Genomic DNA, 26,222 nt, shown 5'->3' with positions numbered 1-26,222 from the left:
CTGGGGTACTTGGCTCTCATGGGGCCAGCAGCTTAGCGGAAAGTCAGTATCAAAAAAGATTTTGAACAGGTTCTAAGAACGTGTTTGCGATCTATTTGGGGCCGCGCAGCTGCCTTTTCGGGAGGGGCTGGTAGGCGCGGCTCGCCACCCATAGCCCCGCTATGGGCAAGAGTCGCAACGCCCCAGACTGCCCGAAAAGGCAACTGCCCTGCGGGTTGGGGAGAAATCGGGCGATTTGCCCGCCATCACCCTTGCATGGGCAGGGAGCCCATGCTGCGGGCGCTGACAGCCAACTCATCCCGATTGCTCCCCAACGCGGCCTCAAATAGATCGCAAACACGTTCTAGGGCGGCGGTGGTCTACGGCGTTATCTTCGCGGCCCTGCTGCCGGCGACGCCCTCCGCAGCGCTGAGCCTGGCGCTGCCGCCCAGCGTGTTCGTGCTGGAAGGCAGCTGGTATGTGCTGGTGGCACTGGCCCTGTCGTCGGCACGGCCACGGCAAACCTATCTACAGGCCAAGACGGCCATAGACCGGGCCACAGGCGCAGTGCTGGGCCTGCTGGGGATCAAGCTGCTGCTGTCATCGCGTTAAAGCCGGTTGCTATTAAATAAATAGCTGCCTGCGCACGATCTATCTGCGCGAGCAGCCTATTTTCTTTGAGAATCGGCTAAGCCAGCGCCGCAGGACTCACGCACCACCAGCGGCATCAGCGCGTCGGGCACGATGGTGCGTACCGGGGTTTCATTGCGCAGCAGGGCCACCAGCATGGCCATGGCGTCACGGCCCAGGCCCATGGTGTCGGTGCGCACCGTGGTCAGCGGAGGGCTGGCAAATTCAGCCATGGGAATATCGTCGTAGCCCACGACGGCCACATCCTGCGGTACACGCAGGCCGGCCTCTTTCAGCGCGCGGATGGCGCCAAAGGCAATGGTGTCGTTGCCCGCGAACAGCGCGGTAAACGGTGCCTTGCGCGCCAGCAGCTCCTGCGTGGCGCGGTAGCCGCTGGCGGCGCTGATGTCGGCATAGGCCACCCAGGCCGGGTCTATCGCAAAACCGTGATCGGCCATGGCTTCGCGCCAGCCGCGCTCGCGCTCGTTCACCGCCAGGTATTCGGGTTGGGCGAAGTTGACGAACGCAATGCGGCTGTGGCCCAGGCCGATCAAATGGTTCACCGCCATCTTGGACGACAAAGAGGTGTCGTTGCCGGTGGTGTGGAAGCGGTCCATATCGGGCAGGCCCGCGCCAAACACCACCATGGGAATGCCGGCCTCCAGCACGCGGTCCAGGTACTCGCGCCCCGGCATGCTGGGGTTGACCACGATCAGGCCGTCGATGCGGCGGCTGCGCACCAGGTCCACAAAGGCACCGGGCTCACGCCCCTCGTCGTCGCTGGACTCGATCAGCATCTTCAAACCGTAGCGGTGGCATTCCTGGTTGATGCTGGCCACCAGTTGGGCCAGGAACACGTCCACATACAGGTGCTCGGCCTTGGGGATGACCAGGGCCACAGTGCCGGTGGTGCCGCCGGCCAGGGTGCGCGCGGCGGCATTCGGCTCGTAGCCGATGTCGCGCGCGGCGGCCAGCACCTTTTCGCGCGTGGCTTCGCTGATGCCCTGGTCGCGCACATTGTTCAGCACGAAGGACACGGTGGTGCGTGAGACGCCAGCTCGGCGCGCAACCTCGCTGCTGGTGGGGGGGGATTTCAAGGATCTGGACATGTCGCCCTATCGTATCCGAAACCCTCGATTTCGCGTTTTCCCTAGTACTAACGCGTGTTAATTAAACTACTATCCGTTTACTAACTCGCGTTAGCATAAGCGTCAGATATACAGGAGACACGATGCAAGCCACCTCACCGCATGCGCTCAGCCCCACCCGGCGCACCGAGACGCTGACAGCCTGGGCACTGGTGCTACCCGCCTTCATCGGCTTTGCACTGTTCTATGCCTGGCCCACGCTGCGCGCCATTGGTATCAGCTTCACCGACTGGAACATGCTGCGCGCGCCCAAGTTCATCGGGCTGGACAACTACGCCCGCATGCTGGACGACGGTAAGTTTTGGCAGGGCATGAAGCTGTCTGCCATCTACGTGGTGTTGAACATTCCGCTGCAGGTGGTGCTGGGCCTGTTTCTGGCGGTGTCCATGGACCGGCTGACCAAGTCGCTGTTCGTCAAGTCCATCGTGCTGCTGCCCTATCTGCTGTCCAACGTGCTGGTGGCGCTGATGTGGTTCTGGATGCTAGACCCGCTGCTGGGCGTGGTGGATGCGCTGATCATGCAGATTGGCTTTGAGCGCCAGCCGTTTTTTGGCGGGCCGGACCAGGCCCTGTTCACGGTGGCGGCGGTGAACATCTGGCGCCATATGGGCCTGGTGTCCATGCTGTTCCTGGCCGGGCTGCAGAACATTCCGCGCAACCTGTATGAAGCCGCCGCGCTGGAGGGCGCCAGCGAGTGGCAGATGTTCTGGCGCATCACCCTGCCGCTGCTGCGCCCGGTGATGGTGTTCGTGCTGGTGACCAGCGTGACCGGCTCGTTCCAGATATTCGACACCATCGCCGTGACCACCGCCGGCGGCCCGCTGGACTCCACCCGGGTGATCGTCTACTACATCGTGCAGAACGCCTTCAGCTTCTACAAGATGGGCTACGCCTCGGCCATGTCAATGACGCTGGCCGCCGTCATGCTGCTCTACACCGTGGTGCAGATGCGCGTCATGCGGGCTTCGCAAAACGACCTCGCTTGAAAGGCCGACTCGATGAACTCCCCCACCTCTTCCGCCCACCAACCAGGCATCGCCTGGGGCCGCATCGCCGCCTGGGCCATGCTGATCCTGATGCTGGTCATCACGCTGATGCCGCTGTGGATGGCCGTCAAGACGGCCTTGATGCACCCCGCCGACCTGTACACCGAATCCACCCAGCTGCTGCCCAACAAGCCCACGTTGGCCAACTTCAAGCGCGTGCTGGGCATGATGACGCAGGAAGAAAGCCAGGCCCTGGGCGGCTCGGGCGCAGAGATCAACCTCGCCCGCTCGCTGGGCAACTCGCTGCTGTTCACCGGCATCATCGTGGTGATGCAGGTGACGTTTGCCGCCATGGCCGCCTATGCATTTGCGCGGCTGCGCTTCCCGGGGCGCAATGTGGTGTTTGGCATGTTCGTCGGCTCGATGATGGTGCCAGGCGTGGTCACCATGATCCCCAACTTCATCCTGATCAAGGACCTGGGCCTGCTCAACACCATGGCCGGCATGGTGGCGCCGTTCTGCCTGATGCAGGGCTTCTCGATCTTCTTCCTGCGCCAGTTCTTCCTGTCGATACCGCGGGACTTGGAAGAAGCCGCCTTGCTGGACGGCGCCACCCCGCTCTACATCTTCACCCGCGTGGTGCTGCCGCTGAGCATCACGCCGCTGGCCACCATCGCCATGCTCACGGGCATCAATATGTGGAACGAATTCTTCTGGCCCTTCCTGGTGGCCAAGGAAGAAGCGCTGCAAGTGCTGCCGGTCGCCTTGCAGTCCTTCAAGTCGCAAACCCCGCAAGGCCAACCCGACTGGACCGGCCTGATGGCCGCCACCGCCATCACCGTACTGCCAACGATTGTGCTGCTCGTCACCCTGGGCCGCCAGGTGGTCGAGTCGGTGCAGTTCAGCGGTGGCAAATGATTTCCCGCAACCAAAACCAACCCTAACGGAGACAACCGATGAACTTCAAACTTTCCACCCTGGCCGCAGTGAGCACTCTTTCCGCTCTGGCCGCAGGCACAGCCGGTGCCGCCGAAGTCAAATACATGCTGTGGGACGCCAACCAGCTACCCGCCTACAAGCAGTGCGCTACCGACTTCACCAAGGCCAACCCCGGCACCACCATCAAGATCACCCAGTCCGGCTGGGACGACTACTGGAGCGCGATCTCCACCGGCATGGTCTCGGGCACCGCGCCCGACGTGTTCACCGACCACCTGGCCAAATACCCCGAATTCGCCAAGAACGACCAGCTGGTGGACCTGACCCCGCTGATCCAGCGTGACAAGGTAGACCCCGCCAGCTACTCCGCCGGCCTGTACGACATCTGGGGCCGCAACGGCAAGCAGCTGGGCCTGCCCAAAGACTGGGACACGATTGGCTTCATCGTCAACATGGACATGGCCAAGAAGGCCGGCGTCACGCTGGCCGACCTGCAGAACATGAGCTGGAACCCCAAGGACGGTGGCAGCTTTGAACAAGTGGTGCGCAAGCTCACGCTGGACGCAGCGGGCAACAACGCCACCTCGCCCAAGTTCGACAAGAAAACCGTCACCACCTACGGCTACCAGACACCCGGCACCACCAGCATGATGGGCCAGACCGAATGGAGCCACTTCGCCGTGTCCAACGGCTTCAAGTTCCAGGACAAGCCCTGGGACCCGAAGTTCTACTACGACGACCCCAAGCTGGCAGAAACCATGACCTACCTGGCGGGTCTGCCGGCCAAGGGCGTGTCGGCCAGCTTTGAGAACACCAAGTCCCTGGGCTCGGACGCGATGTTCGTCGCCAAGAAGGTCGCCATCGTGCCCCAGGGCTCCTGGATGATTACCTACTTCAAAGACAACGCCAAGTTCGACTACGCCTGGGTACCACTGCCCACCGGCCCCATAGGCAGTCGCGCCACCATGTTCAACGGCCTGGCCGACTCCATCTGGGCCGGCAGCAAGGTCAAGGAAGAAGCCTGGAAGTGGGTCAAGTACCTGGGCTCGGCCAGCTGCCAGAGCGTGGTCGCCGGCTACGGTGTGGTGTTCCCAGCCGTGAAGGGCGAGGCCGAGCACGCAATCGCGGCACAGAAGGCCAAGGGCGTGGATTCATCCGCCTTCATCACCATGTCCAAGTCCAAGACCTTCCTGGCGCCGATTGCCGACAACGGCAATGAGGTCAACGAAATCATGAAGTCCGCACTGGAGGCGGTGATGGCCGGCAAGTCCGATGCCAGCAGCGCACTCAAAGCCGCCAACACCAAAGTCAACCAACTGCTGAAGAACTAAAGGACCGTCCATGGCACGCAATCTCAAAATCACCCTCATCGGTGCCGGCAGCATCGTCTTCACCCGCAACCTGCTAGGCGACATCCTCTCCTACCCGGAGCTGGCGGGCTGCGAGATTGCGCTGCACGACATCGACGAGCACCGCCTGCAGCTGGCCGAAGGCGTGGCCCGCCGCGTGGCCGCCGCCCTGGGCGTGGTGCCCACCATCAGCGCCAGCACCGACCGGCGCCGCGCGCTGGCCGGCGCCAGCTTCATCATCAGCACCATCCAGGTCGGCGGCTACAAGCCGGCTACCGTGACCGACTTCGAGATCCCGAAGAAGTTTGGCCTGGAGCAGACCATTGGCGACACCCTGGGCATAGGCGGCATCATGCGCGGCCTGCGTACCATCCCCGTGCAACTGGCCATGCTGAAAGACATGGAAGACGTGTGCGCCCCCGGCGCCGTGCACCTGAACTACGTGAACCCCATGGCGATGATCACCTGGGCACTGAACGCGGCCAGCACCCGCATCCCCACCGTCGGCCTGTGCCACAGCGTGCAACACACCGCCGAAGAGCTGGCCCGCGACCTGAACATCCCGGCAGAAGAAATCCGCTACCAGTGCGCGGGCATCAACCACATGTCGTTCTACCTGCGCTTCGAACACCAGGGCGAAGACCTGTACCCGCGCCTGCGCCAGATCCACGCCGAAGGCCGCGAACCCGCATGGAACCGCGTGCGCTACGAAATGCTGCACCAGTTGGGCCACTTCCCCACCGAGTCGAGCGAGCACTTTGCCGAGTACGTGCCCTGGTTCATCAAGAAGGACCGCGCAGAGCTGCTGGAGAAGTTCAACATCCCGCTGGACGAATACCCCGGCCGCTGCGAAATCTTCGAACACGCCTGGCCCTATATCGAGCGCGAGCTGGCCACGCCCGGCTCGCAAAGCCCGCAGACCCTGCTGGCCCAGCTGCAGGCGGCCAACATCCATGTCATGCCGCGCTCGGTGAACGACGCAGCCCAGTTGCTGGAAGGCCTGAACACCGTCACCCGCTCCGTGGAATACGGCAGCTCCATCATCCACTCCATGGTGACCGACACACCCTGCGTCATCAACGGCAATGTGATCAACAACAACCTGATCGACAACCTACCCCAAGGCTGCGCCGTCGAAGTGCCCTGCCTGGTGGACGCCAACGGCGTGCAGCCCACCCGCGTCGGCAAGCTGCCCGTACAGCTGGGCGCGCTGATGCGCACCAACGTGAATGTGCAAGAGCTGGTGGTCGCCAGCGTGCTGGAACAAAACCGCGAGCACGTCTACCACGCAGCCATGCTAGACCCGCACACCGCCGCCGTGCTCGATCTGTCGCAAATCCGCGCCATGGTGGATGAGCTGCTGGTCGCGCACCGCAGCTTCCTGCCTGAATACCTGCACGCCTGAAGAGAACCCGCACCATGGCCAGCATCGAACTCCAAGCCGTCAACAAAAACTATCTGAACGATGTGGCGGTCATCCGCAATGTCGATCTGCATGTCAAACAGGGCGAATTCTGCGTCTTCGTCGGCCCCTCGGGCTGCGGCAAATCCACCCTGCTGCGCATGCTGGCCGGGCTGGAAGACATCACCAGCGGCAGCCTGCTGATCGACGGCCAACGCATGAACGACACGCCCCCGGCCAAGCGCGGCGTGGCCATGGTGTTCCAAAGCTACGCACTATTCCCCCACCTCACGGTGTATGAAAACCTGGCCTTTGGCATGACCCTGGCCCGCATGGACAAAAAGCTGGTTCGCACCAAGGTGACGGAAGCCGCCAAGGTGCTGCAACTGGACCACCTGCTGGACCGCAAGCCCAAGGCCTTGTCCGGCGGCCAGCGCCAGCGCGTGGCCATTGGCCGCGCCATCGTGCGCGAACCCGGCGTGTTTCTGTTCGACGAACCCCTGTCCAATCTGGACGCCGCGCTGCGCGTGCAGACCCGCTTCGAGATCGCCAAGATCCACCGCGACTTCGGTCGCGCCGCCACCGTCTACGTAACCCACGACCAGGTCGAAGCCATGACCTTGGCCGACCGCATCCTGCTGCTCAACGCCGGCCCGGCCGTGTTGACTGAAGGCAGCGTAGCCCAGTGCGGCAGCCCGCTGGAGCTGTACCACCGCCCGCGCAATATGTTCGTGGCCGGCTTCATCGGTTCGCCCAAGATGAACTTCCTGCCCGGCGAGCTGGTCAGCGGCAGCGCGGCCCTGGCCACCGTGCGCCTGCAGACCGGCGAAACCGTGGACGCCATGGTGGACGCCAGCGCGCTCAAACCCGGTCAACCGGTGGTCGTGGGCATACGCCCCGAGCATGCCCAGCTAGGCACCGCCACCCAGCACGTGGTGCGCCAGGTGCAGTGGCAGGAGCGCCTGGGCGAATCCACCTACCTGTTCCTGGACAACGGCTCCATCAACGCACCGGTGGTCGTCAAAGCCCCCGGCCAGGCCCATGCCGACGCCGGCCAGCGCGTAGCCGTATCCCTGCCCGCCGCCGCGCTGCATGTGTTCGACGGAACGGGTCATGCGCTGGAGCGGCGCATCCCCATCGCAGACATGCAGATTCCCCACGCGGCCTGAAGGACTACAGAACCACCCAGCCCTCCACCACCGTTCGGGCTGAGCCTGTCGAAGCCCTTCGACAAGCTCAGGGCGAACGGGACATTTACCGCCACGCATCCCTTCACCCCCATGACCGATTTCCTCACCCTGCACAGCCGCAACAGCACGCTGGTCCTCGAATGCCCTGCCTTTGAGGCCCCCCTGTGGCGTTACTGGGGCCCGGGCCTGCCGGACGGCAGCACGCCAGGCACGGCGCTGCGCAGCACCCGGCCCCTACCCTCCTTCATGCTGGACTTTGACCAGCCGCTGACCCTGGTGCCCACCTTCGGCGTGGGCTGGTTCGGCCAAAGCGCGCTGCTGGCCCACCGCGCTGGCCAGGACTTCGCCCAGGCCATTACCCGCTGCGAAGTGGAATGGACCACACCCGGCTGCGCCGCCGTGTTGCACCTGTTCGACGACGTGGCCCGCTTCCGCATGGACGTTGCCCTGGCGCTGGACCCGGCCAGCGACGTGCTGACCGTGCACACCACCCTGACCAACCTGGGCGACACAGCGCTCGACGTGCAATGGCTGGCAGCCTGCACCCTGCCCCTGCCCGGCCACGCCAATGCCGTGCGCTCCTACGCCGGCCAGCACAACCATGAATTCCTGCTGCAGACCGACGCGCTCAGCCGCAGTCTGTGGCGCAAGGAAAACCGCCGCGGCCGCACCTCGCACGACTGCTTCCCCGGCGCCGTGGTCACCACGCCCGGCAGCACCGACCATGACGGCCTGGTGTTCGGCGCCCACCTGGCCTGGTCGGGCAACCACCAGCAAACCATCGAGTGGCTGCACGACGGCCAGTACCAATGGCAAATGGGCGAATGGCTGGCCCCTGGCGAAGGCCTGCTGCCCCCCGGTCAGAGCCTGCGTACGCCCGACATGGTGGCCAGCTGCTCCACACAAGGCCTGAACGGTCTGGCCGCCAACTTCCACGCCGCCCTGCGCGCCCGCATGGCCTGGCCCGGCGGCGCCATGCGCCCGCGCCCGGTGCACCTGAACACCTGGGAGGCTTTCTACTTCGACCTGGTGCCCACCGACGTGATGGCCCTGGCCGATGCCGCCGCCAGTGTGGGCGTGGAGCGCTTTGTGCTGGACGACGGCTGGTTCCACCGCCGCCACCACGACCGCGCAGGCCTGGGCGACTGGTGGCCCGACCAGGACAAGTTCCCCCAGGGCCTGGGCCCACTGGTACAGCACGTCAACAGCCTGGGCATGGAGTTCGGCCTGTGGGTCGAGCCCGAAATGCTCAACCCCGACAGCGATCTGCACCGCCAGCACCCCGACTGGGCGCTGCAGATCACCGGCCGCCCACTGATCACCTCGCGCAACCAGCTGGTGCTGGACATCTCCCGCCCAGAGGTGGGTGACTACCTGTTTGGCAAGATAGCCACCCTGCTGGCCGCCCACCCCATCCGCTACCTCAAGTGGGACCTGAACCGCGACCTGACCACCGCCGCCCTGGCCGGTGGCCTGGGCAGCCCCGGCTACCGCGCCCAGGTGCTGGCCGTCTACGCCCTGCTGGCGCGGTTGCGCAGCGCCCACCCCGAGGTGGAGATCGAAAGCTGCTCAGGTGGTGGCGGCCGCATCGACTTTGGCGTGCTGCAACACACCCACCGCGTGTGGGCCAGCGACTGCATAGACGCCATGTCGCGGGTGCAGATCCAGCAAGGCTTTGGCCAGTTCTTCCCGCCGGAGATCCTGGGCTCGCACATCGGCACCGCGCCGGCCCATACCACCGGCCGCAGCCAGTCCCTAGCCTTCCGCGCAGCCGTCGCCATGACCGGCCACCTGGGCGTGGAACTGGATGTGCGGCGTCTGGACGAATCGACCCGCAGCGCACTCAGCACCTGGATAGCGCGCTATAAAAATTGGAGGCACCAGCTGCACCACGGTCGCGTCTGGCGCGGCGAAGGCGCCGACAGCCTGGTCTGGCAAGCGCATGGCGATAGCGACGACCTGCTGCTCTTCGTCTACCGCTGCCAGCCCACCAGCCACCGCTACACGCCCCCGCTGCGCCTGCCCATGCTGGATCCGCAAGCCCGCTACCATGTGGAGCAGCTGGTACCCATCGAAGGCGACGGCGCCGTCCAATCCCCCGCGCCCTTCTTCGACCAGCTACAGGCCGGCGGCGTAGAGCTGCACGGCGCCTGGCTGGCCCAGGCCGGCCTGCCCATGCCGCGCACCACGGCGGAGACCTGCTTTATCGTGCGGCTGCGGCGGGTGGGCTGAGCGCATATTTCTATCCAAACAGGCTTCTAGCGCAGGCAACACCTGCGCTAGAAGCTACGTTTTATATAGCAGATCAACCCTTGCTCTTCACCGCGCAGGTATTCCACCCAAACAGCGCATAGGGCGGGCACCAGCCCACCAGCCCGGTTGCCAGCGGCAGCAAGCCCAGCCAGCCCCAAGCCCCCACCGTGCCCGTAGCAGCCAAAGCCACCAGCCCGGCCCCCACGGCGATACGGAGAATGCGGTCTATGCCGCCGACATTGGTTTGCATGGTCGTTCCTTGAAAGCTTAGATGCCCCATTGAACGCCGATTGGCGCACCAAGGCTCTGACCCAGATCAAACTCCGGCTTCGATGCGCCAGGCCATGGATTCAAAAGACGATAAATCCTAAATTGATAGCATGCTGCGCAGGTAATTCGTGCGCTAGCGAGTGATTTGGCTTGAACCTTTGGATTTACTTGATACTGCCAGCATCCCCAGCCGGGAAGTGCGCCCGGCTGGGGATGCCCATAAACACCCACCCTACAAACAAAAATAGCCGCCAGCGCAGATAAACCCTGCACAAGCAGCTACTCTTTCAATAGCAAGACCCACTCCGTGGGTCGTACCGCCTACATCCCCAGCGACTTCAGCAAATCATCCGTATCGCTATTGGCCGCAGGTGCGGGCGCGGCCGGCGTGTGGTCGAAGGACTGGTCCATCAGCGCGGTGGGGTCGGGTACGTCGGGCACTTCGAAGTCGCGGATCTTGATGAACTCGGTGCGGTCTACCGCCAGCTCCAGGTAGAAGATGTTGTTCTTGGCGGTGTAGAAGGTGACGCGGCGGGCCTCGGGCTTGTCGAGGTTGGCGTCCACGCTCATGATGACCTGCTTGTTCAGCACCAGCATCTTGGGCTGGTTTTGGGTGATCTGGGTTTGCAGCTCGCGGTGCACCTTGCCGGTGAAGTCGCCCACCACCTGGTTCATCAGCTCGCCCATCACGTTGCTGACCTCGTCCGAGGTGAAGGACGTGACCAGGTCTTCGCGCGACATGCCCATGTTCAGCAGATAGCTCTCGTACAGCTCCATCGCCGCCTGGGCTGTGAAGTTGATGATCACCAGGCCGGAGAAGCCGCCATCGAACAGCACGAAGCAGCCGATGTCGGGTTTGAGGCAGGTTTTGCTGATGCGCTGCACCATGCCGGAAAAGTGGATCGTGCTGTGGGTGGCCACGTTCAACACCCGGGTGACGGAGTTGCACAGGCTCAGCAGCAGGTCTTCGGTGCCGAATATGACGGCGGGCTCTTGTTTGCTCATGGTTTTTATGGTCCTGCAGTTGCAAAGCGATAGTGCGGCAAGCATAGGCCATGTAAGCGCCTGCTTACGATTAATTTAGCCCGTAAATAGCGCGTAAAACACGGCTACGCACCATCCTCCGCCGCGCAACAGCCGCCTACACCACCCCTGCTGCATGCAACGCGGCAATGGCCGCCGCGTCCAGGCCCAGCCCTGCCAGCACCTCGTCAGTGTGTTCGCCCAAGAACGGCGGCGGGCGATGCAGCACCGGCGGCGTACCCGTCAGACGCAACGGACTGGCCACACTTGCTATGGATTCAATAGCTTCTGACGCAGACGCCACCTGCGCTACAGGCTGATTTAGCCTCAAGCCCCGGGCCTGCACCTGGGGGTCGGCAAAGGCCTGGGCGATGTCGTTGATGGGGCCGCAGGGCACGGCCTTGTCCTCCAGCAGCGCAATCCAGTCGGCGGTGCTGCGGGTGCGGGTGACGGCCTCCAGCAGCGGAATCAGCTCGGCGCGGTGGTTCACACGCAGGGTGTTGGTGGCAAAGCGCGGGTCGGTGGCCCAGGCGCTGTGCCCGGCAGCGGCGCAGAAGCGGGCGAACTGGCCGTCGTTGCCCACGGCCAGCAGCATGGCGCCGTCCGCCGTCGGGAAGTCCTGGTATGGCACCAGGCTGGGATGGCTGTTGCCCTGGCGCTGCGGCACCTTGCCGGTATTGACGAAGCCGGCCGCCTGGTTGGCCAGAATGGCCATGCCCACGTCCAGCAAGGCCATGTCGATGTGCTGACCCTGGCCACTGCGGTGCCGCGCCTGCAAGGCCGCCAGGATGGCGCTGCAGGCATAGACGCCGGTGAACACGTCGATCACCGCCACGCCGACCTTCTGCGCGCCGCCGCCGGGTGTGCCGTCCGGTCGGCCGGTGATGGACATCATGCCGCTCAGGGCCTGCACCATCAGGTCGTAGCCCGCACGCTCGGCGTACGGCCCGGTCTGGCCAAAGCCGGTGACCGAGCAGTAGATCAGCCCCGGGTTGACGGCCTGCAGGCTGGCGTAGTCCAGCCCGTACTGGGCCAGGCCGCCGACCTTGAAGTTCTCTACCAGCACATCGCTTTGCGCGGCCATCTGGCGTATCAGCGCCTGGCCTGCCGGCTGCGCCATGTCGATGGTGATGGAGCGCTTATTGCGGTTGCAGGCTGTGAAGTACGTGGCCTGGTCGGTGTCATGGCCGTCGGCGTCCTGCAGGAACGGCGGGCCCCAGTGGCGGGTGTCGTCGCCCACCACGGGCCGCTCCACCTTGACCACGTCGGCGCCCAGGTCGGCCAGCATCTGGGTGCACCAGGGGCCAGCCAGCACGCGCGACAGGTCCAGCACCTTCAGGCCGGCCAGTGCGCCGGGAGGGGATTCAGTGGTCATGGTCGAAACAAACGTAGGTGAAAAGCCCTTCGACAGGCTCAGGGCGAACGGTGGGGAGCATCCTTAAAACGCGGCGATGCCAGTCTGCGCCCTGCCGAGGATGAGCGCATGGATGTCGTGCGTGCCCTCGTAGGTGTTCACCACCTCCAGGTTCACCAGGTGGCGGGCCACGCCGAATTCGTCGCTGATGCCGTTACCGCCCATCATGTCGCGCGCCAGGCGGGCAATGTCTAGCGCCTTGCCGCAGCTGTTGCGCTTGAGGATGGAGGTGATTTCCACCGCTGCCGTGCCCGCGTCCTTCATCTGGCCCAGGCGCAGGCAGCCTTGCAGGCCCAGGGCGATTTCGGTCTGCATGTCGGCCAGCTTCTTCTGGATCAGCTGATTCGCGGCCAGGGGTTTGCCGAACTGCTTGCGGTCCAGCACGTACTGGCGGGCGCGCAGCCAGCAGTCTTCAGCTGCACCCAGCGCACCCCAGGCGATGCCGTAGCGGGCGCTGTTCAAGCAGGTGAACGGGCCTTTCAAGCCCTGCACCTCGGGGAAGGCGTTTTCTTCGGGGCAGAACACGCCGTCCATCACGATCTCGCCGGTGATGCTGGCACGCAGGCCCACCTTGCCGTGGATGGCGGGGGCGCTGAGGCCGGCCATGCCTTTTTCCAGCACAAAGCCACGGATGGGGCCGACGTTGCCAGCCGCGTCAACTTCCTTGGCCCAGACCACGAACACGTCGGCGATAGGGCTGTTGGAGATCCACATCTTGGCGCCGCTGAGCTTGTAGCCGCCGGCCACCTTGTGGGCGCGGGTGGCCATGGAGCCGGGGTCAGAGCCGTGGTCGGGCTCGGTCAGGCCAAAGCAGCCAATCCACTCGCCGGTGGCCAGCTTGGGCAGGTATTTCTGGCGCTGGGCTTCAGTGCCGAACTCATAGATGGGCACCATCACCAGCGAGCTTTGCACGCTCATCATGGAGCGGTAGCCCGAGTCCACACGCTCCACCTCGCGGGCAATCAGGCCGTAGGCCACGTAGTTCAGGCCAGGGCCGCCGTACTGCTCGGGGATGGTGGGGCCCAGCAGGCCCAGCTCGCCCATCTCGCGGAAGATGGCCGGGTCGGTGGTCTCGTGGCGGAAGGCCTGCAGCACGCGCGGCAGCAGCTTGTCTTGCGAATAGGCCGCAGCGGCATCGCGCACCATGCGCTCTTCGTCGGTCAGTTGCTGGTCGAGCAAGAACGGGTCTTGCCAGTGGAATGCGGCGTGGGCCATGGGAAGCTCTCCTGGGGAATGCTGGGGGGTCTGCGCACCGGTCGTACGCAGCATGTCCCATGGTAGAGCCAGGAGGGGCCTGACTGCAAACGATGAATCGTCACCCAGTTATGCACTGAAGGAATGTTTAAAAACCAAACCGTCCCTCAACACCATTGCCAAATTGGCATATTGCGCAGAATATATCTGCGCCACCAGCTAGCAAAATTGCAGCAACGCCATCACTTCATTGTGTGCTCTACGCACTCCAATCAGCCCATGCGCTGGCGCCACTGTTGCAGCCAGCCGTCGCTGCTGACCAGCAACACGCCGGCCAGCACCAGCGCCGCACCGGCCAGAAAGCTGGCCTCCAGCGGCTCGTTCAGCAGCCACACGCCGAAAGCCATGCCGAACAGCGGCGTCAGGAACGAAAACACGCTCAGCGGCGAGGCCAGGTAGCGGCGCAGCAGCCAGAACCACACTAGAAAACTCACAAACGACACACCCACCGCCTGAAAGGCCAGGCTGCCCCACAACAAGGGCGTGCCATGCACGGCAAGCTGGCCCAGGCCCATGGCCGCCAGCACGAGCAGCACAAAAGCGGCCACCAGCTGGTACAGCAGGGTCTGCGCTGCCGGCGCCCGCGACAAGCTGGTCGAGCGCAGCACCACCGTAGTCGCACCCCAGGACGCACCCGCCAGCAGGCCCAGCAGATCGCCCAGCAACATGTTCTGCCCAGCCCCCACCGCGGGTGCCGCGCGTCCGGTGAAAGTCACCACAATGCCGGTGAAGGCCACGCCTATGCCCAGCCACTTTACCGGGCTCAGCCGCTCGGACGGGAAGCGCCAGTGCAGGCCCAGCGCCACAAAAATCGGCGCGGTATAGAGAAACACCGCCATGTGCGAAGCCGTGGTGAAACGCATGCCCTCGCCCACCAGCAGGTATTCGAACGAGAACAGCCCGCCCGCCACCAGCCCCGGCCGCCAGGTGCCGGCCCAGTCCATGCCCGGCTCGCGCTGCCACAGCATCAGCAGACCCACCAGCAGCGCGGCCACGCCCGAGCGCAGCCCGATCTGCAGAATCGGCGCCATATCGCCCGCCGTGGCCTTGATCAACACCTGCTGCAGCCCCCAGGTCATGCACAGCACCAGCATAATGCTGCTGGCGCGGGCGTCTAGGGGTTTGCGGGGTTCCATGGGTTTCCTTTGCGGCTGGGTTTACGTGGCCCTGCATTGTCCCGTAGACTGTTTTGATGGATATAGCGAAAATACGCCAAACCATACCGTACAACAGCCAAACCGCCATGCCCGCCACCGCCAAGCACCTGCGGCTGCCACCGTTCAGCCAGAGCCTGCCCGCGCCCATCTTCTTTCGCACTGCGCACATGCAGGCCGAATCCACCTACCCGCAGCACCGCCATGCCTGGGGCGAGTTCGTCTACTCGTTCAGCGGCGTGCTGGAGGTGAAGCTTGCCGACCACCACTACCTGGCCCCGCCGCAGTACGGCATCTGGCTGCCGCCGCATGTGGAACACACCGGCATGAACCGCTACGAAGCCTGCCACTGCTCGCTCTACGTGGCCGAAGAACTCTGCCAAGCCCTGCCAAGCTCCACTTGCGCGCTCACCCTCAGCCCGCTGGTACGCGCCCTGCTGGAGCATCTGCGCCAGCACCCTCCTGCCCTGCCCCGCAGCGCAGAGCAGGAACGCCTGCTGCAGGTGCTGGTAGACCAGTTGGCCCAAGCCCCCTGCGCCGGCAGCTACCTGCCCACATCGGACGACCCGCTGCTGGCCGCCGTGCTGCAGCTGCTGGAAGACAACCCGGGTGACAACCGCACCCTGCCCGAAATCGCCAGTGCCGTGCACAGCACCGAGCGCACCCTGCTGCGCCGTTTCCAGCGCGACCTGGGCATGTCCTTCATTGAATGGCGCCAGCGCCTGCGTGCCGTCAAAGCCATGCCGCTGTTGGAGGCCGGCCAAACGGTAGAGACGATCGCCCTGGACCTGGGCTACGGCAGCGCCTCCGCCTTCATCAGCATGTTCCGCAAGCTGATGGGGGTCACACCGGACGAATTTCGCAAAGGGGTGGTGGAGGCGCATGGCCTGACGCGTGCCAGATAATGGCCACGGCACCCTAGAGTGCCTGGGAGGCTTGTGTGCGGGTATTGATTGTCGAGGACGACCTTTTGTTGGGCGAAGCCCTGTCCACCGGCTTGCGCCAGCTGGGCCATGTAGTGGACTGGTTTGGCGACGGCACGCAAGCGAACGCAGCCCTGGCGGCCACCACCTTTGACGCCGTGGTGCTGGACCTGGGCTTGCCAGGCGTTGACGGCTTGCACTGGCTGGCGCGTTGGCGCAATGCAGGCTTCACCGTACCCATGCTGATTCTGACGGCCCGCGACGGCGCGGCCCACAGCATTACTGGGCTGGACAGCGGGGCCGACGACTACCTGATTAAACCCATCACCGTGGATGAACTCGCGGCGCGCCTGCGGGCCGTGCTGCGCCGCACCTCCGGCCACGCGCACTCGGTATGGCAGCACGGCGCGCTGGAATACAACCCGGCCACCAAAGCGGTACTCTGGAAGGGCAAAAGCATCGAACTGACGGGCCGTGAACTGGCTCTGCTGGAAGCCCTGCTGAAGCATCCACAGCGCGTGCTGTCCAAGGCCCATCTTCAGGAAAAGCTATACGACTGGAACAGCGCAGAGCCCGAGAGCAACACACTGGAAGTGCATGTGCACCACCTGCGCCGCAAAATCGCACCGGGCATCGTGCGCACGCTGCGCGGTGTGGGCTACGCCCTGGGCTCTGGAGAAGCCGAGCCATGAGCCTGCAGCGCCGCCTGTTGCTGTACCTGCTGCTGTGCGCGCCGCTGGTATGGGCCGTGACGCTGGTCGCATCCTTCACCCATGCGCGCCACGAGGTGAATGAGCTCTACGACAGCGAGTTGGTCCGCCTGGCCCGGCAGGTTCAGGCCCTGCTCAAACACAACCACGCAGCTGCGCTGCAAGCCCCCGCCGAACCCACCGTAAAAGATCTGTACGACGATGACAAGGACGATGTACGGCAGCTGGCCGTCGCGGTATGGAATGCCAAAGGGGAGCTGATGCTGACCGACCGAGAAGGCATGCAACTGCAGCGCCACAGTGGCGCAGCGGGATTTGTGGATGCGCAGGTCCATGGCAATGCCTGGCGGGTGTACTACCTGCCGTCGCCAAACGGTGAATGGCTTATCGCCGCTGGCCAGGATGTGGCTGAACGCCGCGAACTGGTAACGGGCCTGACCTTCGGCCAGCTCATGCCCTGGCTGTTGATGCTGCCGTTTCTGCTGGTCGCCATGGCCTGGGCGGTGCGACAGGCATTGCAGCCCATCCGCACCCTGACCACCGAGCTGCAAGAGCGCGATGCACAGGATTTGCAGCCGGTCTCGCCGCTGCGCGCACCCGCGGAGTTGCAGCCGCTGCTGGTGGCCATGAACCACCTGTTCGCCCGCATCGAAGACACACTGGAACGCGAGCGCCGCTTCACCGCCGACGCTGCGCACGAGCTGCGCACGCCGCTGGCCGTATTGCGCGCGCAATGGGACGTGGTGCGCCGATCGCACAGCGGGCCCGAGCGCGAACAGGCGCAGGCCCGGTTCAGCACCGGCCTGGACCGTACCGACCGGCTGGTCATGCAGATGCTGGCACTGTCGCGCGTGGAAGCACGGTTAGGTTCAGACAACACCGCCTTGCTCCACGCCCCGGTGGACTGGCCGCGCATTGTTGAGCAGACCATGGGCGACTGCCTGCCGCTGGCCGAGCGCAGGCACATCGAACTAGCCTGCGAATGGCCCGCCGAGGGCCAGTCCGCCCTGGCCATGCAAGGCGATAGCGGCCTGCTCGCCATGCTGCTGCGCAACCTGCTGGACAACGCCATACGCTACGCCCCACAAAGTACGCTGGTGACGCTGCGGTTTACAACGGACGAGATGGTGGTGGAAAACGCCGGCCCGCCGCTCAGCGCGGAAGACCTGGCCAACCTGGGCACACGCTTTCACCGGCCACGCGGGCAGACGGAAATAGGCAGCGGCCTGGGTATCTCCATCGTGCAGCGGATTGCTAACTTGCAGCGCCTGGCGGTGGTTTTTGGCGCTTGCGAAAACGGGCAAGGCATGCAGGTCCGGGTGCAAAGGAGCAGCCCTGGCGCACAGGAAAATAGGCACACTCACCGCTAAAGCACCCAAGGCCACGATCCAGCGGATTGCGGCCATCAACCACCTCGCACACACACCCATGCACGTCGAAACCATCACCCCCGCCGGAATGTTTGAACCCATTGGTCCTTAGAACGTGTTCAAGGTCTTTTTGGGGCCGCGTTGGGGTGCAATCGGGATGAGTTGGCTGTCGGAGACCGCAGCATGGGCTCTCTGCCCATGCAAGGGTTCTGGCGGACAAATCGCCCGATTTCACCCCAACCCGGAGGGCAGGTGCCTGTTCGGGCGCTCAACGTCGTTACAAAACCAGCCAAGGCAGAAGCCTTGGCTTGGGTTTTGTGCCTAGCTGCGCATCCCGAACAGGCACCTGCGCGGCCCCAAAAAGACCTTGAACACGTTCTAACAGCCACCTCACCAAGGCTGGCCCCTTCATCAGCATCTCGGGAACGCCCGGCGTAGACCCGGCCACTGGCCAGATGGCCGGCACCGACGCCTACAGCCAGGCACGACAAATCGTGAAAAACTTCCGTGCCATGCTCGCAGAGGTGGGTGCCACTTTGGAAAACGTCATGCATGTCCACGTTTTCCTGAAGCAGGTCGGAGATTTCCAGGAAATGAACCGCGCCTATGCAGAAGTGTTCGGCGCCCACCGTCCTGCCCGTACCGTCATCTGCGTAGCCGACCTGCCCAAGCAAGGCGCCTTGATGACCATGAACTTGACGGCCTACGCTGACGGCAGCGCACGCAGATAGCATGCATAAACCGCATGTCTTACCAGCTGGATATTTAAGAGTTTCCGGCCTCTAGCGCACAGAATATCTGCGCAAGCAGCTATAAATACCGCAGCAGCACAAACCGTCAAACATGTATATTGCGCACACCATGCGCAGAAAAATCCCCTCCCTACAGGCCCTGGCCTGCCTGGACGCCGCCGCCCGCCATGAAAGCTACACCCGCGCCGCCCAAGAGCTGGCGCTGACGCAGGGTGCGGTGTCGCGGCAGATCACGGCGCTGGAGGAATTCCTGGGCATGGCGTTGTTCCGGCGCACCCGCCACGGCGTGGCGCTGACCGAGCGCGGCGCCGAATACGCCCAGCAGGTCGCAGCACGACTGCAGGGGCTGGAGCAGGACACGCTGCAGGCCATGTCATCCCAGGGCAGCGCCGGCACCCTGCACCTGGCCGCCGTGCCCACCTTTGCCACGCGCTGGCTGATACCGCGCCTACCAGCCTGGGCTGCGCTGCACCCGGACACCACGGTGCACATCGAAACCCGCACCCGGCCGTTCCTGTTTGCCGACACGCCGTTTGATGCAGCGCTGTACACCGGCACCGCCGAGCAGGTGGCCAACTGGGCCGGCACGCGCGCCGTGCGCCTGCTGGGCGAAGACATGGTGCCGGTGTGCAGCCCGGGCTTTCTGGGCGGCCACGGCAGCCTGAGCCCCGAGGCCATGGCGCAGCGCCCGCTGCTGCAGCAAAGCACCCGGCCCGAGGGCTGGCGCCAGTGGTTTGATGCGCTGGACGTAACCGCACCCTTGGCCCTGCACGGGCCGCGCTACGAGCTGTTTTCCATGACTGCCGCCGCAGCCGCCCAGGGCCTGGGTCTGGCCCTGGTGCCGCGTCTGCTGGTGGAGGCCGAGCTGCAGCGCGGTGAACTGGTGATCGCCTGCGCGCAGACCCCGGCCAGTGACCCTAGCTATGACCGGGCCTACTACTGCGTGCTGCCCGAGCGCACCGAAGACCGGCCGCTGGTCACGACCTTCTTGCGCTGGCTGCAAGCAGCCACCGCCTAGCGCAGGGCTTGGTCAACGGCCTGCAGCAGCGCCGGGTTGTCGGGCGTGACGTCGCTGGGGAAGCTGGCCACCACCTTGCCGCTGCGGTCTATCAGGTATTTGTGGAAGTTCCATCGCGGCGCCTGGCCGGTGGCCTTGTCCAGCGCGGCATACAGGCCGTTGCGTGCCGCACCGGAGACAACCGACTTGCCCAACATGGGGAACTTCACGCCATAGGTGTTGTAGCAAAAGTCAGCAATCTCCTTGGCCGAACCAGGTTCCTGCCCGCCGAAGTCATTCGACGGAAAGCCCAGCACCACCAGGCCGCGCGGCTGGTACTTGGCGTACAGCGCCTCCAGCCCCTCGTACTGGCTGGTGAAGCCGCAGTAGCTGGCGGTATTGACCACCAGCACCGCCTTGCCCGCATACTGGCAGAGGTTCTGCGGTGCCTCGTCCTGCAGACGCGGAAACTGGTATTGCAGGATGGCCGGGCAGGCGGCCTGGCCGGTGGCCGTGCCCGGGCCGACTGGCGTTACGGCCTGCGCGCCCTGCCCTATGAGCACCAACGCAGCCACAGAAAGAAGGCGGAAGAGCAATTGCATGGTGGTTCCTTGGACGGAAGTCTCGACCGTTGACTCTAGCCCAGTTGGCATTCCGCGTGGTGCGCGCGGTTTTATGCAGAAAAAAGACCTATTGCGCAGGTAATGCGAGCGGTAACAGCTATCAAAAACAGAGCACCACAAACCAGGGTGCTTGCGCCATAATTTTGCGCAGCCGGCGGCGCCACGGGCCGCCCCTCTACCCGGAAGGCGCATATGGACGAAGACCCCCGATCCAAAAGCTGGTGGCAGACCCTGCCCGGTATCCTGACCGCGGTGGCGGGCGCCATCACCGCGGTCACCGCGCTGGTGACAGCGCTGCACCAGGCCGGCTGGCTGGGCCGCACGCCTGCGCCAACGGCCACTCCACCCTCCAGCGCTGGTATGCCACCAGCCCCCACCAATGCCGCCCCCTCCACCGCGGCGGTAGCCGCATCCGCACCCGCCGCGGCGCAGCTCAGCGTCGTGCTGCCCGAGCGGGTGGAGATGGTGGCAGACACGCTGAGCTACCGCATCCTCAACGCCCAACTGCTGCCGCAAAACCCCGGCCAGCGCAGCCTGAAGTTCCAGGTGCGCGTAGCCAACAACAGTCGCTACGACGGTAACTTCTGGAGCGCCTCCTTCCGCCTGCTGGCCGACGGCAGCCTGCTGGCGCCGGTGAATGAACTCAACGAACTGGTGCGCGGCAATAGCAACATGGAGGGCTGGGTGGAATTCACCGTACCCGACAGCCTGGCCCAGGCACAGCTGCAGATGGGCACCGTGGGCACGGGCGTGGCAGGCATCCCCATCGTGCTGAAGGCGGGGCCCTAGACACAAACACGCATAACCCGGTTGCACTGGCTGCAAAGACTCTGGTTGCCATGTGGCGAATCAGCCCCAAGTACACACCAGCCCCGGCCGGCTGCTACGCTGCCCATCTTTATGCCGCCTGGGCACTTACTTCATTTTTCATAGCATCTTGCGCACGATATATCTGCGCTGGAGGCTTGTTTTATCTGCAAAGCAAAACATGATTCCCTTTTCCGTTCTGGACCTGGCCCCGATTGCCGAAGGCAGCACCGCGGTCGATGCTTTTCGCCACACGCTGGACCTGGCGCAGCATGCCGAAACCTGGGGCTACCAGCGCTACTGGCTGGCCGAGCACCATGGCATGCGCGGCATTGCCAGCGCGGCCACGGCGGTCGTCATCGGCCATGTGGCGGCGGGCACGCGCAGCATCCGAGTGGGCGCTGGCGGCATCATGCTGCCCAACCATTCGCCACTGGTGATTGCCGAGCAGTTCGGCACGCTGGAGTCGCTGTTCCCCGGCCGCATCGACCTGGGCCTGGGCCGCGCGCCCGGCTCGGACCAAGCCACTTCCCGTGCGCTGCGGCGCGACCTGCAAACCGATGCCCAGCAGTTCCCCCGCGACGTGCTGGAGCTACAGCACTACTTTGCCCCGGTGCAGGAAGGGCAGACGCTGCGGGCCGTACCCGGCGCCGGGCTGGAGGTACCGCTGTGGATTCTGGGCTCCAGCACCTTTGGTGCGCAGCTAGCGGCCGAATTGGGCCTGCCCTACGCGTTTGCCTCGCATTTCGCGCCGGGTGACATGCTGTCGGCCATCGAGATTTACCGGGCGCGCTTCAAGCCGTCCAAGCAGTTGGCCAAGCCCTATGTGATGCTGGGCTTCAATGTGTTTGCGGCGGACACGGACGCGGCCGGGCAGTTTCTGTTCAGCTCGCTGCAGCAGGCATTTGTGAACCTGCGTAGCGGCCGCCCGTCCCAGTTGCCGCCGCCGGTAGACGGCTTCGCCGAGCGCCTGCACCCGGCCGACAAGGCCATGCTGGACAACTCTTTGTCCTGCGCTGCGGTGGGCTCGCCCGACTCGGTGCGCCGGGCATTACAGGCTTTCATTGAGCGCACGGGTGCGGACGAGCTGATGCTGACGTCGCAGATCTTCGACCACCAGGCGCGGCTGCGCTCTTACGAGATCACTGCTAGCTTGCGCGCGCAGCGTTAGCCCGCGTGGGCGCGTGGGTGTCCACCCACAGGCTGGGCTCAGGCACGGCCTGCGCGGGGTCGAAACGGCGCAGGCAGTGCTTGCCTCCCTGCTTGCCCTGGTACATGCCAGCATCGGCCAGCTTGAGCAGCATCTTGGGGTCCACGCCGTCCAGTGGCGCCAGGGCGTAGCCTATGGTCAGGCCGACCTGGAAACTGTGCTGCCCCAGGTCAAACGGCGCATGGAAGGCCTCCAGCAGCTTGTGGCCCAGGTCTTGCGCCTGGCGGTCGGTGTGCAGGCCGCGGGCCACGATGACGAACTCGTCGCCCCCCATGCGCGACACCAGGTCGCTGCTGCGCACCAGCACTTGCAACCGGACCGCCACGGCGCTGAGCAGCACATCGCCCACATCGTGGCCGTACTGGTCGTTCACCGGCTTGAAGCCGTCCAGATCCAGCACATACACCGCCACCATGCTGTGCGGGCCGCATTGGGCCAGGGCCTGTTCCAGCGCCAGGCTCAGGCCACGGCGGTTGGGCAGATCGGTCAACGGGTCGGTATGTGCCAGGGAATGCATGGCGTCGCGCTCCTGGGTGACGCGCACGACCTTGGCCTGCGTGGCCCGGCTGCGCAGGGCCAGCAGGCGCATCAACATCAGCAGGTCCAGCAGCGCCGCCCATTGCACGGAGTGCTGGGTCCAGAAATTCACCCCCACCACGCCATACAACACGCCCACCATGGTCAAGACTGCAAAGAAATACACCAATGCGCCCAATACCAGGTAGACGCCCATCGCGTTGCCCTGGCGCACCCGACGCCAGGCCGGCGGCAAGGCCAGCAGAGACGGCAAGGCCCCCAACAGCCCGACCAGCGGACTGACCGCACGGGTGCTGAGCAAGTCCAGCGCATACACCAGCGCCACCAGCGCAGAAGCCAGCGCGCCCGCACGCATGGCGCGGCTGAAATGGCGGTATGCCCCCGGCCCCGCCAGCACATGCTCAAAAAACAGGAAGAAGCCGCAGGTAGATGCAAGCGCAGATAGTGCCGCCAGGTGCAGCTCCAGCCACCGATTGCCGGCCCACAGGTACTGAACGCCCACGCCAAACTGCAGCAGCGAAAACACCAGGCCACCCACCACGATCAACGCGTACTTCAAAAACAGCGGGTCGCGTACGCCCAGCCAGTGCATCAGGCTGTACATCAGCAGGCATAGCGACAGACCCAGCATCAGGCCCTGCAGCATCTGCTCGCGCAGCGCATGCTCCAAAAACGCGGCCTGTGTATTCAGCGTAATGGGCAGCACCATGGCGCCACTGGTCTGCACGCGGATGTACAGGGTGTAGGCCTGGCCCGGCTGCATGCGCAAAGACACGGTCGGCGAACGGGCGGCACGCGGACGCTCCAGGTTCTGGTGCAAATTGCCCAGCAGGGCCTGCTGCAACACCTGGCCGTCGCGCACCAGGTAGATGTCCAGGCGGTTCAACACCGGGTAGTCCAGCTCTAGCGCCCAATCCGTCCCGGCAGACGGCTCCAGGCGCACCGGTATGCGCAACCACACAGGTGCAGAGCGCATGCCCAGGGTGGAGCGGGCGGTCTGCGGCGGCGCGAAATCAGCGCCGGCCTCCTGCACCTGGCCGATATCCATGCGACCCGTGGCATCTGGCAGCACCTGCACGGCCGGCCACAGGTCCTGGCGCCAGCTTTGCACATCCAGCACCGCCTCGGCCTGCGCCCATGCGCCCAGCGGCAGCAGCAAACCCACGCACAGCAGCACCCGCCATAACAGGCGCAGCACAGATTGCGAGGGAAATGGCGAATGCATCAGGTTTGTTACTGATTGTAAATTATTGTATTTTAAGTGCCCTTGGCGGGCTGTACCCTGCAGAAGCGCTAACGCAAGGGCCGCAGCAGCTCTTTCAGGCCGTTATGGTCGATCTCGTGCATCAAGGCCAGCAGCCGGCCAATGTCACCCGGCGGGAAGCCCTCACGTGCAAACCAGTTCAGGTAGTTGCCGGGCAGGTCGGCGATGACCGTGCCCTTGTGCTTGCCAAACGGCATTTGCACGCTGACCAGGCGCTGCAATTGTTCAGAGTCCATATCTGCAAATGTAACAATCCCAAAAATGGACCCTGCGCACGCCAAGTGCACGACGTACCCAATATTGGGGATACGCTCCACAGGGAGCTGCCGAGTTACCTATATGTGGAAAACGGCAAGCGCCCCCACCAGCACGCCCAGGCCGCCGGTACCAAACATTGCGTATTCCAGCCATTTCTTCTTGGTCAGCAGCGCGATGGCGGCCATGGCGATAGAGATTTGCAGCACCGTGGTGGCCTGGGCCCAGCGGTGGTGCAGGTGCATCTGCTCATCGCTTTTTTCGTCCCATTCGACGACTTCGGTTTCCAGCTTTTCGGCCACCGTCTTGATGCCGTCCTTTTCCTTCTCGTAGCGTTCCACCTTGGCCTGATAGGCGGATTTCGTGGCCTCTGGCGACAGGTTCATCGCCAGCTCAGCCAACGCCTGCTTGGTGCTCTTGGCCTGGTAGTAATTCCATTGGTTGGAGGCCTCCGCCTTTTTCAGCGCGGCATTGTTCTTGTACAGCCCCGCATTGGCTTGCGTTGCCCCGCCCATATAGGAAAAGATGGCCCCCACCGTAGCGATGATGGCGGTGAACATCGCAATCTGGTTCACCATGCCGCCGCCGTGCGCACCATTTGCGCCTTGGGTGGCATGCTCCAACTCGTGGTCATGCGGACCGTGGACGTGAAACCCTTCACTAGACATACCTGTTTTCCTGAGAATTTATAAAAGTTATACGAATCGTCATGCGCAGACCCTGCCCCCACAGCTGGGGACAAGATCGGCGCCCGAGGATACAAGAACACCGCGGGGCCGCCCGTACACTTTGCGCATGCACCCCTCGAACTCCCCCCTGGCCTGGGGCATCATCGGCTGCGGCGCCGTGACCGAACTCAAGAGCGGCCCTGCCTTCAACAAGGTGGCGCATTCGCGCCTGGCGGCGGTGATGCGCCGCGACGCCACCCTGGCCCAGTCCTACGCAGAGCGGCACGGCGTACCCAGCTGGACCACCGATGCCGAAGCGTTGATCCACAACCCGCAGGTCAATGCCGTCTACATCGCCACACCGCCGGACAGCCACCACTTCTATGCACTCCAGGTGGCCGCAGCTGGAAAAATCTGCTGCGTGGAAAAGCCCATGGCGCTGAACCACCGCGAATGCCTGGAGATGTGCGCCGCCTTTGAAGCGGCGGGCCTGCCGCTGTTCGTGTCTTACTACCGGCGTTCACTGCCGCGCTTTGCGCAAGTCAAAAAATGGCTGGACCAGGGCGCCATCGGCAACGTGCGCCATGTGCACTGGGCTTATACCCGCACGCCCAGCCCGACCGACCTGGCCAAAACGCCCAACTGGCGCACCGACCCGCAAGTGGCCGGCGGTGGCTACTTTGCCGACCTGGCCTGCCACGGGCTGGACCTGTGCATGCATCTGCTGGGCGACATCGTGCACGCCCAGGGCTTCCACGCACAGCAGCAGGGCCTGTATGCGGCCGAGGACGCGGTCACCGGGGTCTGGCAGTTTGCTAGCGGCGCGCTGGGCTCGGGTTACTGGAACTTTGGTGCCGCCGAGCGCGTGGACGCCGTCACCATCCTGGGCAGCCAGGGGACGATAGAGTTTTCGGTGTTTGGCAACCAGCCGCTGCTGCTACGCAACAGCCAGGGCTGCCAGAGCGTGGAAATCGCCCACCCGGAGAACATCCAGCTGTTCCATATCGAGAACATGCAAAAACACGTGGCCGGGCTAGCCACGCACCCCTCCACCGGGCAGACCGCGCAGCGCACGGCCTGGGTGATGGAGCAAATCAACCGCCCGCTCGATTGAT

The 26,222-nt window shown here is 64.4% G+C and carries 24 protein-coding genes and 1 pseudogene; 15 read left to right on the top strand and 10 right to left on the bottom strand.

From position 1 onward, the window contains the following. Positions 1-354: 354 nt before the first annotated feature. Entirely contained in the window at positions 355-591 is a 237-nt protein-coding gene (locus tag AC07R0_RS22120; RefSeq protein ID WP_495106479.1) for a hypothetical protein, read from the top strand. Between the two features lie 56 nt (positions 592-647). On the opposite strand, the gene AC07R0_RS22115 is transcribed toward AC07R0_RS22120, so the two are convergent. Beyond that, a complete protein-coding gene (locus tag AC07R0_RS22115; RefSeq protein WP_495106478.1) occupies positions 648-1,718 on the bottom strand; it encodes a LacI family DNA-binding transcriptional regulator in 1,071 nt (356 codons plus the stop codon). Between the two features lie 122 nt (positions 1,719-1,840). Here AC07R0_RS22115 and AC07R0_RS22110 point away from each other — a divergent pair, with 122 nt between their 5' ends. The 6 genes from AC07R0_RS22110 to AC07R0_RS22085 all read left to right on the top strand — a co-directional run bounded on the left by AC07R0_RS22110 (position 1,841) and on the right by AC07R0_RS22085 (position 9,855). Next, positions 1,841-2,743 (top strand): carbohydrate ABC transporter permease, encoded by a 903-nt coding sequence (locus AC07R0_RS22110; RefSeq protein WP_495074766.1) that lies wholly within the window; start codon positions 1,841-1,843, stop codon positions 2,741-2,743. Positions 2,744-2,755: 12 nt separating this feature from the next. Next, positions 2,756-3,661, top strand: coding sequence for a carbohydrate ABC transporter permease (locus AC07R0_RS22105; protein WP_495074767.1), 906 nt, complete (start codon positions 2,756-2,758; stop codon positions 3,659-3,661). Positions 3,662-3,699: 38 nt separating this feature from the next. Next, on the top strand, positions 3,700-5,013 hold the full coding sequence (locus AC07R0_RS22100; protein WP_495106477.1) for an ABC transporter substrate-binding protein: 1,314 nt from the start codon (positions 3,700-3,702) through the stop codon (positions 5,011-5,013). 10 nt (positions 5,014-5,023) lie between these two features. Beyond that, positions 5,024-6,436, top strand: a complete 1,413-nt coding sequence (locus tag AC07R0_RS22095; RefSeq protein ID WP_495106476.1) for an alpha-glucosidase/alpha-galactosidase — start codon at positions 5,024-5,026, stop codon at positions 6,434-6,436. Positions 6,437-6,450: 14 nt separating this feature from the next. Continuing rightward, on the top strand, positions 6,451-7,602 hold the full coding sequence (locus AC07R0_RS22090) for an ABC transporter ATP-binding protein (RefSeq protein WP_495106475.1): 1,152 nt from the start codon (positions 6,451-6,453) through the stop codon (positions 7,600-7,602). Positions 7,603-7,713: 111 nt separating this feature from the next. Next, positions 7,714-9,855: an alpha-galactosidase gene (locus AC07R0_RS22085; protein WP_495106474.1), complete on the top strand. Its 2,142-nt coding sequence runs from the start codon at positions 7,714-7,716 to the stop codon at positions 9,853-9,855. Between the two features lie 73 nt (positions 9,856-9,928). On the opposite strand, the gene AC07R0_RS22080 is transcribed toward AC07R0_RS22085, so the two are convergent. The 5 genes from AC07R0_RS22080 to AC07R0_RS22060 form a co-directional block, all read right to left on the bottom strand. After that, complete coding sequence (locus AC07R0_RS22080) at positions 9,929-10,126, bottom strand: YgaP family membrane protein (RefSeq protein WP_495074772.1); 198 nt, start codon at positions 10,124-10,126, stop codon at positions 9,929-9,931. A gap of 341 nt (positions 10,127-10,467) precedes the next feature. Next, positions 10,468-11,151: a DUF3334 family protein gene (locus tag AC07R0_RS22075; protein WP_495106473.1), complete on the bottom strand. Its 684-nt coding sequence runs from the start codon at positions 11,149-11,151 to the stop codon at positions 10,468-10,470. Between the two features lie 136 nt (positions 11,152-11,287). Next, on the bottom strand, positions 11,288-12,544 hold the full coding sequence (locus AC07R0_RS22070; RefSeq protein ID WP_495106472.1) for a CaiB/BaiF CoA transferase family protein: 1,257 nt from the start codon (positions 12,542-12,544) through the stop codon (positions 11,288-11,290). A gap of 63 nt (positions 12,545-12,607) precedes the next feature. Continuing rightward, the gene (locus AC07R0_RS22065) at positions 12,608-13,798 is read right to left on the bottom strand and encodes an acyl-CoA dehydrogenase (RefSeq protein WP_495099156.1); all 1,191 of its coding nucleotides are present in this window, start codon (positions 13,796-13,798) and stop codon (positions 12,608-12,610) included. Positions 13,799-14,049: 251 nt separating this feature from the next. Then, entirely contained in the window at positions 14,050-14,973 is a 924-nt protein-coding gene (locus tag AC07R0_RS22060) for a DMT family transporter (RefSeq protein WP_495074776.1), read from the bottom strand. A gap of 107 nt (positions 14,974-15,080) precedes the next feature. Here AC07R0_RS22060 and AC07R0_RS22055 point away from each other — a divergent pair, with 107 nt between their 5' ends. From AC07R0_RS22055 to AC07R0_RS22035, 5 genes and pseudogenes are all read left to right on the top strand, one after another. Beyond that, a complete protein-coding gene (locus AC07R0_RS22055) occupies positions 15,081-15,896 on the top strand; it encodes an AraC family ligand binding domain-containing protein (RefSeq protein WP_495106471.1) in 816 nt (271 codons plus the stop codon). Between the two features lie 35 nt (positions 15,897-15,931). Continuing rightward, positions 15,932-16,606 carry a response regulator gene (locus AC07R0_RS22050; protein WP_495106470.1) on the top strand — a complete coding sequence of 225 codons (675 nt, stop codon included), beginning with the start codon at positions 15,932-15,934 and terminating at the stop codon, positions 16,604-16,606. Beyond that, positions 16,603-17,994 carry a sensor histidine kinase N-terminal domain-containing protein gene (locus tag AC07R0_RS22045; protein WP_495106469.1) on the top strand — a complete coding sequence of 464 codons (1,392 nt, stop codon included), beginning with the start codon at positions 16,603-16,605 and terminating at the stop codon, positions 17,992-17,994. The genes AC07R0_RS22050 and AC07R0_RS22045 overlap by 4 nt, the downstream gene beginning before the upstream one ends. 395 nt (positions 17,995-18,389) lie before the next feature. Further along, a pseudogene (locus tag AC07R0_RS22040) lies at positions 18,390-18,725 on the top strand (RidA family protein); the annotation flags it as partial. A gap of 130 nt (positions 18,726-18,855) precedes the next feature. After that, positions 18,856-19,764, top strand: coding sequence for a LysR substrate-binding domain-containing protein (locus AC07R0_RS22035; RefSeq protein WP_495106468.1), 909 nt, complete (start codon positions 18,856-18,858; stop codon positions 19,762-19,764). Here the strand turns inward: AC07R0_RS22035 and AC07R0_RS22030 are convergent. After that, complete coding sequence (locus AC07R0_RS22030) at positions 19,761-20,345, bottom strand: glutathione peroxidase (protein ID WP_495106467.1); 585 nt, start codon at positions 20,343-20,345, stop codon at positions 19,761-19,763. The genes AC07R0_RS22035 and AC07R0_RS22030 overlap by 4 nt on opposite strands. A gap of 213 nt (positions 20,346-20,558) precedes the next feature. Here AC07R0_RS22030 and AC07R0_RS22025 point away from each other — a divergent pair, with 213 nt between their 5' ends. Continuing rightward, positions 20,559-21,155, top strand: a complete 597-nt coding sequence (locus AC07R0_RS22025) for a hypothetical protein (RefSeq protein ID WP_495106466.1) — start codon at positions 20,559-20,561, stop codon at positions 21,153-21,155. A gap of 199 nt (positions 21,156-21,354) precedes the next feature. Continuing rightward, positions 21,355-22,344 carry an LLM class flavin-dependent oxidoreductase gene (locus AC07R0_RS22020; protein WP_495106465.1) on the top strand — a complete coding sequence of 330 codons (990 nt, stop codon included), beginning with the start codon at positions 21,355-21,357 and terminating at the stop codon, positions 22,342-22,344. On the opposite strand, the gene AC07R0_RS22015 is transcribed toward AC07R0_RS22020, so the two are convergent. From AC07R0_RS22015 to AC07R0_RS22005, 3 genes are all read right to left on the bottom strand, one after another. After that, positions 22,322-24,145 carry a diguanylate cyclase domain-containing protein gene (locus tag AC07R0_RS22015; RefSeq protein ID WP_495106464.1) on the bottom strand — a complete coding sequence of 608 codons (1,824 nt, stop codon included), beginning with the start codon at positions 24,143-24,145 and terminating at the stop codon, positions 22,322-22,324. The genes AC07R0_RS22020 and AC07R0_RS22015 overlap by 23 nt on opposite strands. A 68-nt stretch (positions 24,146-24,213) precedes the next feature. Next, positions 24,214-24,420 carry a DUF3820 family protein gene (locus AC07R0_RS22010; RefSeq protein ID WP_495106463.1) on the bottom strand — a complete coding sequence of 69 codons (207 nt, stop codon included), beginning with the start codon at positions 24,418-24,420 and terminating at the stop codon, positions 24,214-24,216. A gap of 99 nt (positions 24,421-24,519) precedes the next feature. Next, positions 24,520-25,107, bottom strand: coding sequence for a DUF4337 domain-containing protein (locus AC07R0_RS22005; protein WP_495106462.1), 588 nt, complete (start codon positions 25,105-25,107; stop codon positions 24,520-24,522). A 127-nt stretch (positions 25,108-25,234) separates the two neighbouring features. On the opposite strand from AC07R0_RS22005, the gene AC07R0_RS22000 reads away from it, so the two are divergent. Continuing rightward, the gene (locus AC07R0_RS22000; protein WP_495106461.1) at positions 25,235-26,221 is read left to right on the top strand and encodes a Gfo/Idh/MocA family protein; all 987 of its coding nucleotides are present in this window, start codon (positions 25,235-25,237) and stop codon (positions 26,219-26,221) included. The last annotated feature ends 1 nt before the right edge of the window (position 26,222 follow it).

Source organism: Rhodoferax sp. GW821-FHT07F03, from assembly GCF_059418745.1.
Note: the sequence above shows the minus strand (reverse complement) of the source record. Positions and strands in the feature narration are given on the sequence as shown.

Coding starts and splice junctions, on each gene's coding strand:
- AC07R0_RS22115 (WP_495106478.1), bottom strand. CDS start 1,718: ATGTCCAGATCCTTGAAATCCCCCCCCACCAGCAGCGAGGTTGCGCGC.
- AC07R0_RS22110 (WP_495074766.1), top strand. CDS start 1,841: ATGCAAGCCACCTCACCGCATGCGCTCAGCCCCACCCGGCGCACCGAG.
- AC07R0_RS22105 (WP_495074767.1), top strand. CDS start 2,756: ATGAACTCCCCCACCTCTTCCGCCCACCAACCAGGCATCGCCTGGGGC.
- AC07R0_RS22100 (WP_495106477.1), top strand. CDS start 3,700: ATGAACTTCAAACTTTCCACCCTGGCCGCAGTGAGCACTCTTTCCGCT.
- AC07R0_RS22095 (WP_495106476.1), top strand. CDS start 5,024: ATGGCACGCAATCTCAAAATCACCCTCATCGGTGCCGGCAGCATCGTC.
- AC07R0_RS22090 (WP_495106475.1), top strand. CDS start 6,451: ATGGCCAGCATCGAACTCCAAGCCGTCAACAAAAACTATCTGAACGAT.
- AC07R0_RS22085 (WP_495106474.1), top strand. CDS start 7,714: ATGACCGATTTCCTCACCCTGCACAGCCGCAACAGCACGCTGGTCCTC.
- AC07R0_RS22080 (WP_495074772.1), bottom strand. CDS start 10,126: ATGCAAACCAATGTCGGCGGCATAGACCGCATTCTCCGTATCGCCGTG.
- AC07R0_RS22075 (WP_495106473.1), bottom strand. CDS start 11,151: ATGAGCAAACAAGAGCCCGCCGTCATATTCGGCACCGAAGACCTGCTG.
- AC07R0_RS22070 (WP_495106472.1), bottom strand. CDS start 12,544: ATGACCACTGAATCCCCTCCCGGCGCACTGGCCGGCCTGAAGGTGCTG.
- AC07R0_RS22065 (WP_495099156.1), bottom strand. CDS start 13,798: ATGGCCCACGCCGCATTCCACTGGCAAGACCCGTTCTTGCTCGACCAG.
- AC07R0_RS22060 (WP_495074776.1), bottom strand. CDS start 14,973: ATGGAACCCCGCAAACCCCTAGACGCCCGCGCCAGCAGCATTATGCTG.
- AC07R0_RS22055 (WP_495106471.1), top strand. CDS start 15,081: ATGCCCGCCACCGCCAAGCACCTGCGGCTGCCACCGTTCAGCCAGAGC.
- AC07R0_RS22045 (WP_495106469.1), top strand. CDS start 16,603: ATGAGCCTGCAGCGCCGCCTGTTGCTGTACCTGCTGCTGTGCGCGCCG.
- AC07R0_RS22035 (WP_495106468.1), top strand. CDS start 18,856: ATGCGCAGAAAAATCCCCTCCCTACAGGCCCTGGCCTGCCTGGACGCC.
- AC07R0_RS22030 (WP_495106467.1), bottom strand. CDS start 20,345: ATGCAATTGCTCTTCCGCCTTCTTTCTGTGGCTGCGTTGGTGCTCATA.
- AC07R0_RS22025 (WP_495106466.1), top strand. CDS start 20,559: ATGGACGAAGACCCCCGATCCAAAAGCTGGTGGCAGACCCTGCCCGGT.
- AC07R0_RS22020 (WP_495106465.1), top strand. CDS start 21,355: ATGATTCCCTTTTCCGTTCTGGACCTGGCCCCGATTGCCGAAGGCAGC.
- AC07R0_RS22015 (WP_495106464.1), bottom strand. CDS start 24,145: ATGCATTCGCCATTTCCCTCGCAATCTGTGCTGCGCCTGTTATGGCGG.
- AC07R0_RS22010 (WP_495106463.1), bottom strand. CDS start 24,420: ATGGACTCTGAACAATTGCAGCGCCTGGTCAGCGTGCAAATGCCGTTT.
- AC07R0_RS22005 (WP_495106462.1), bottom strand. CDS start 25,107: ATGTCTAGTGAAGGGTTTCACGTCCACGGTCCGCATGACCACGAGTTG.
- AC07R0_RS22000 (WP_495106461.1), top strand. CDS start 25,235: ATGCACCCCTCGAACTCCCCCCTGGCCTGGGGCATCATCGGCTGCGGC.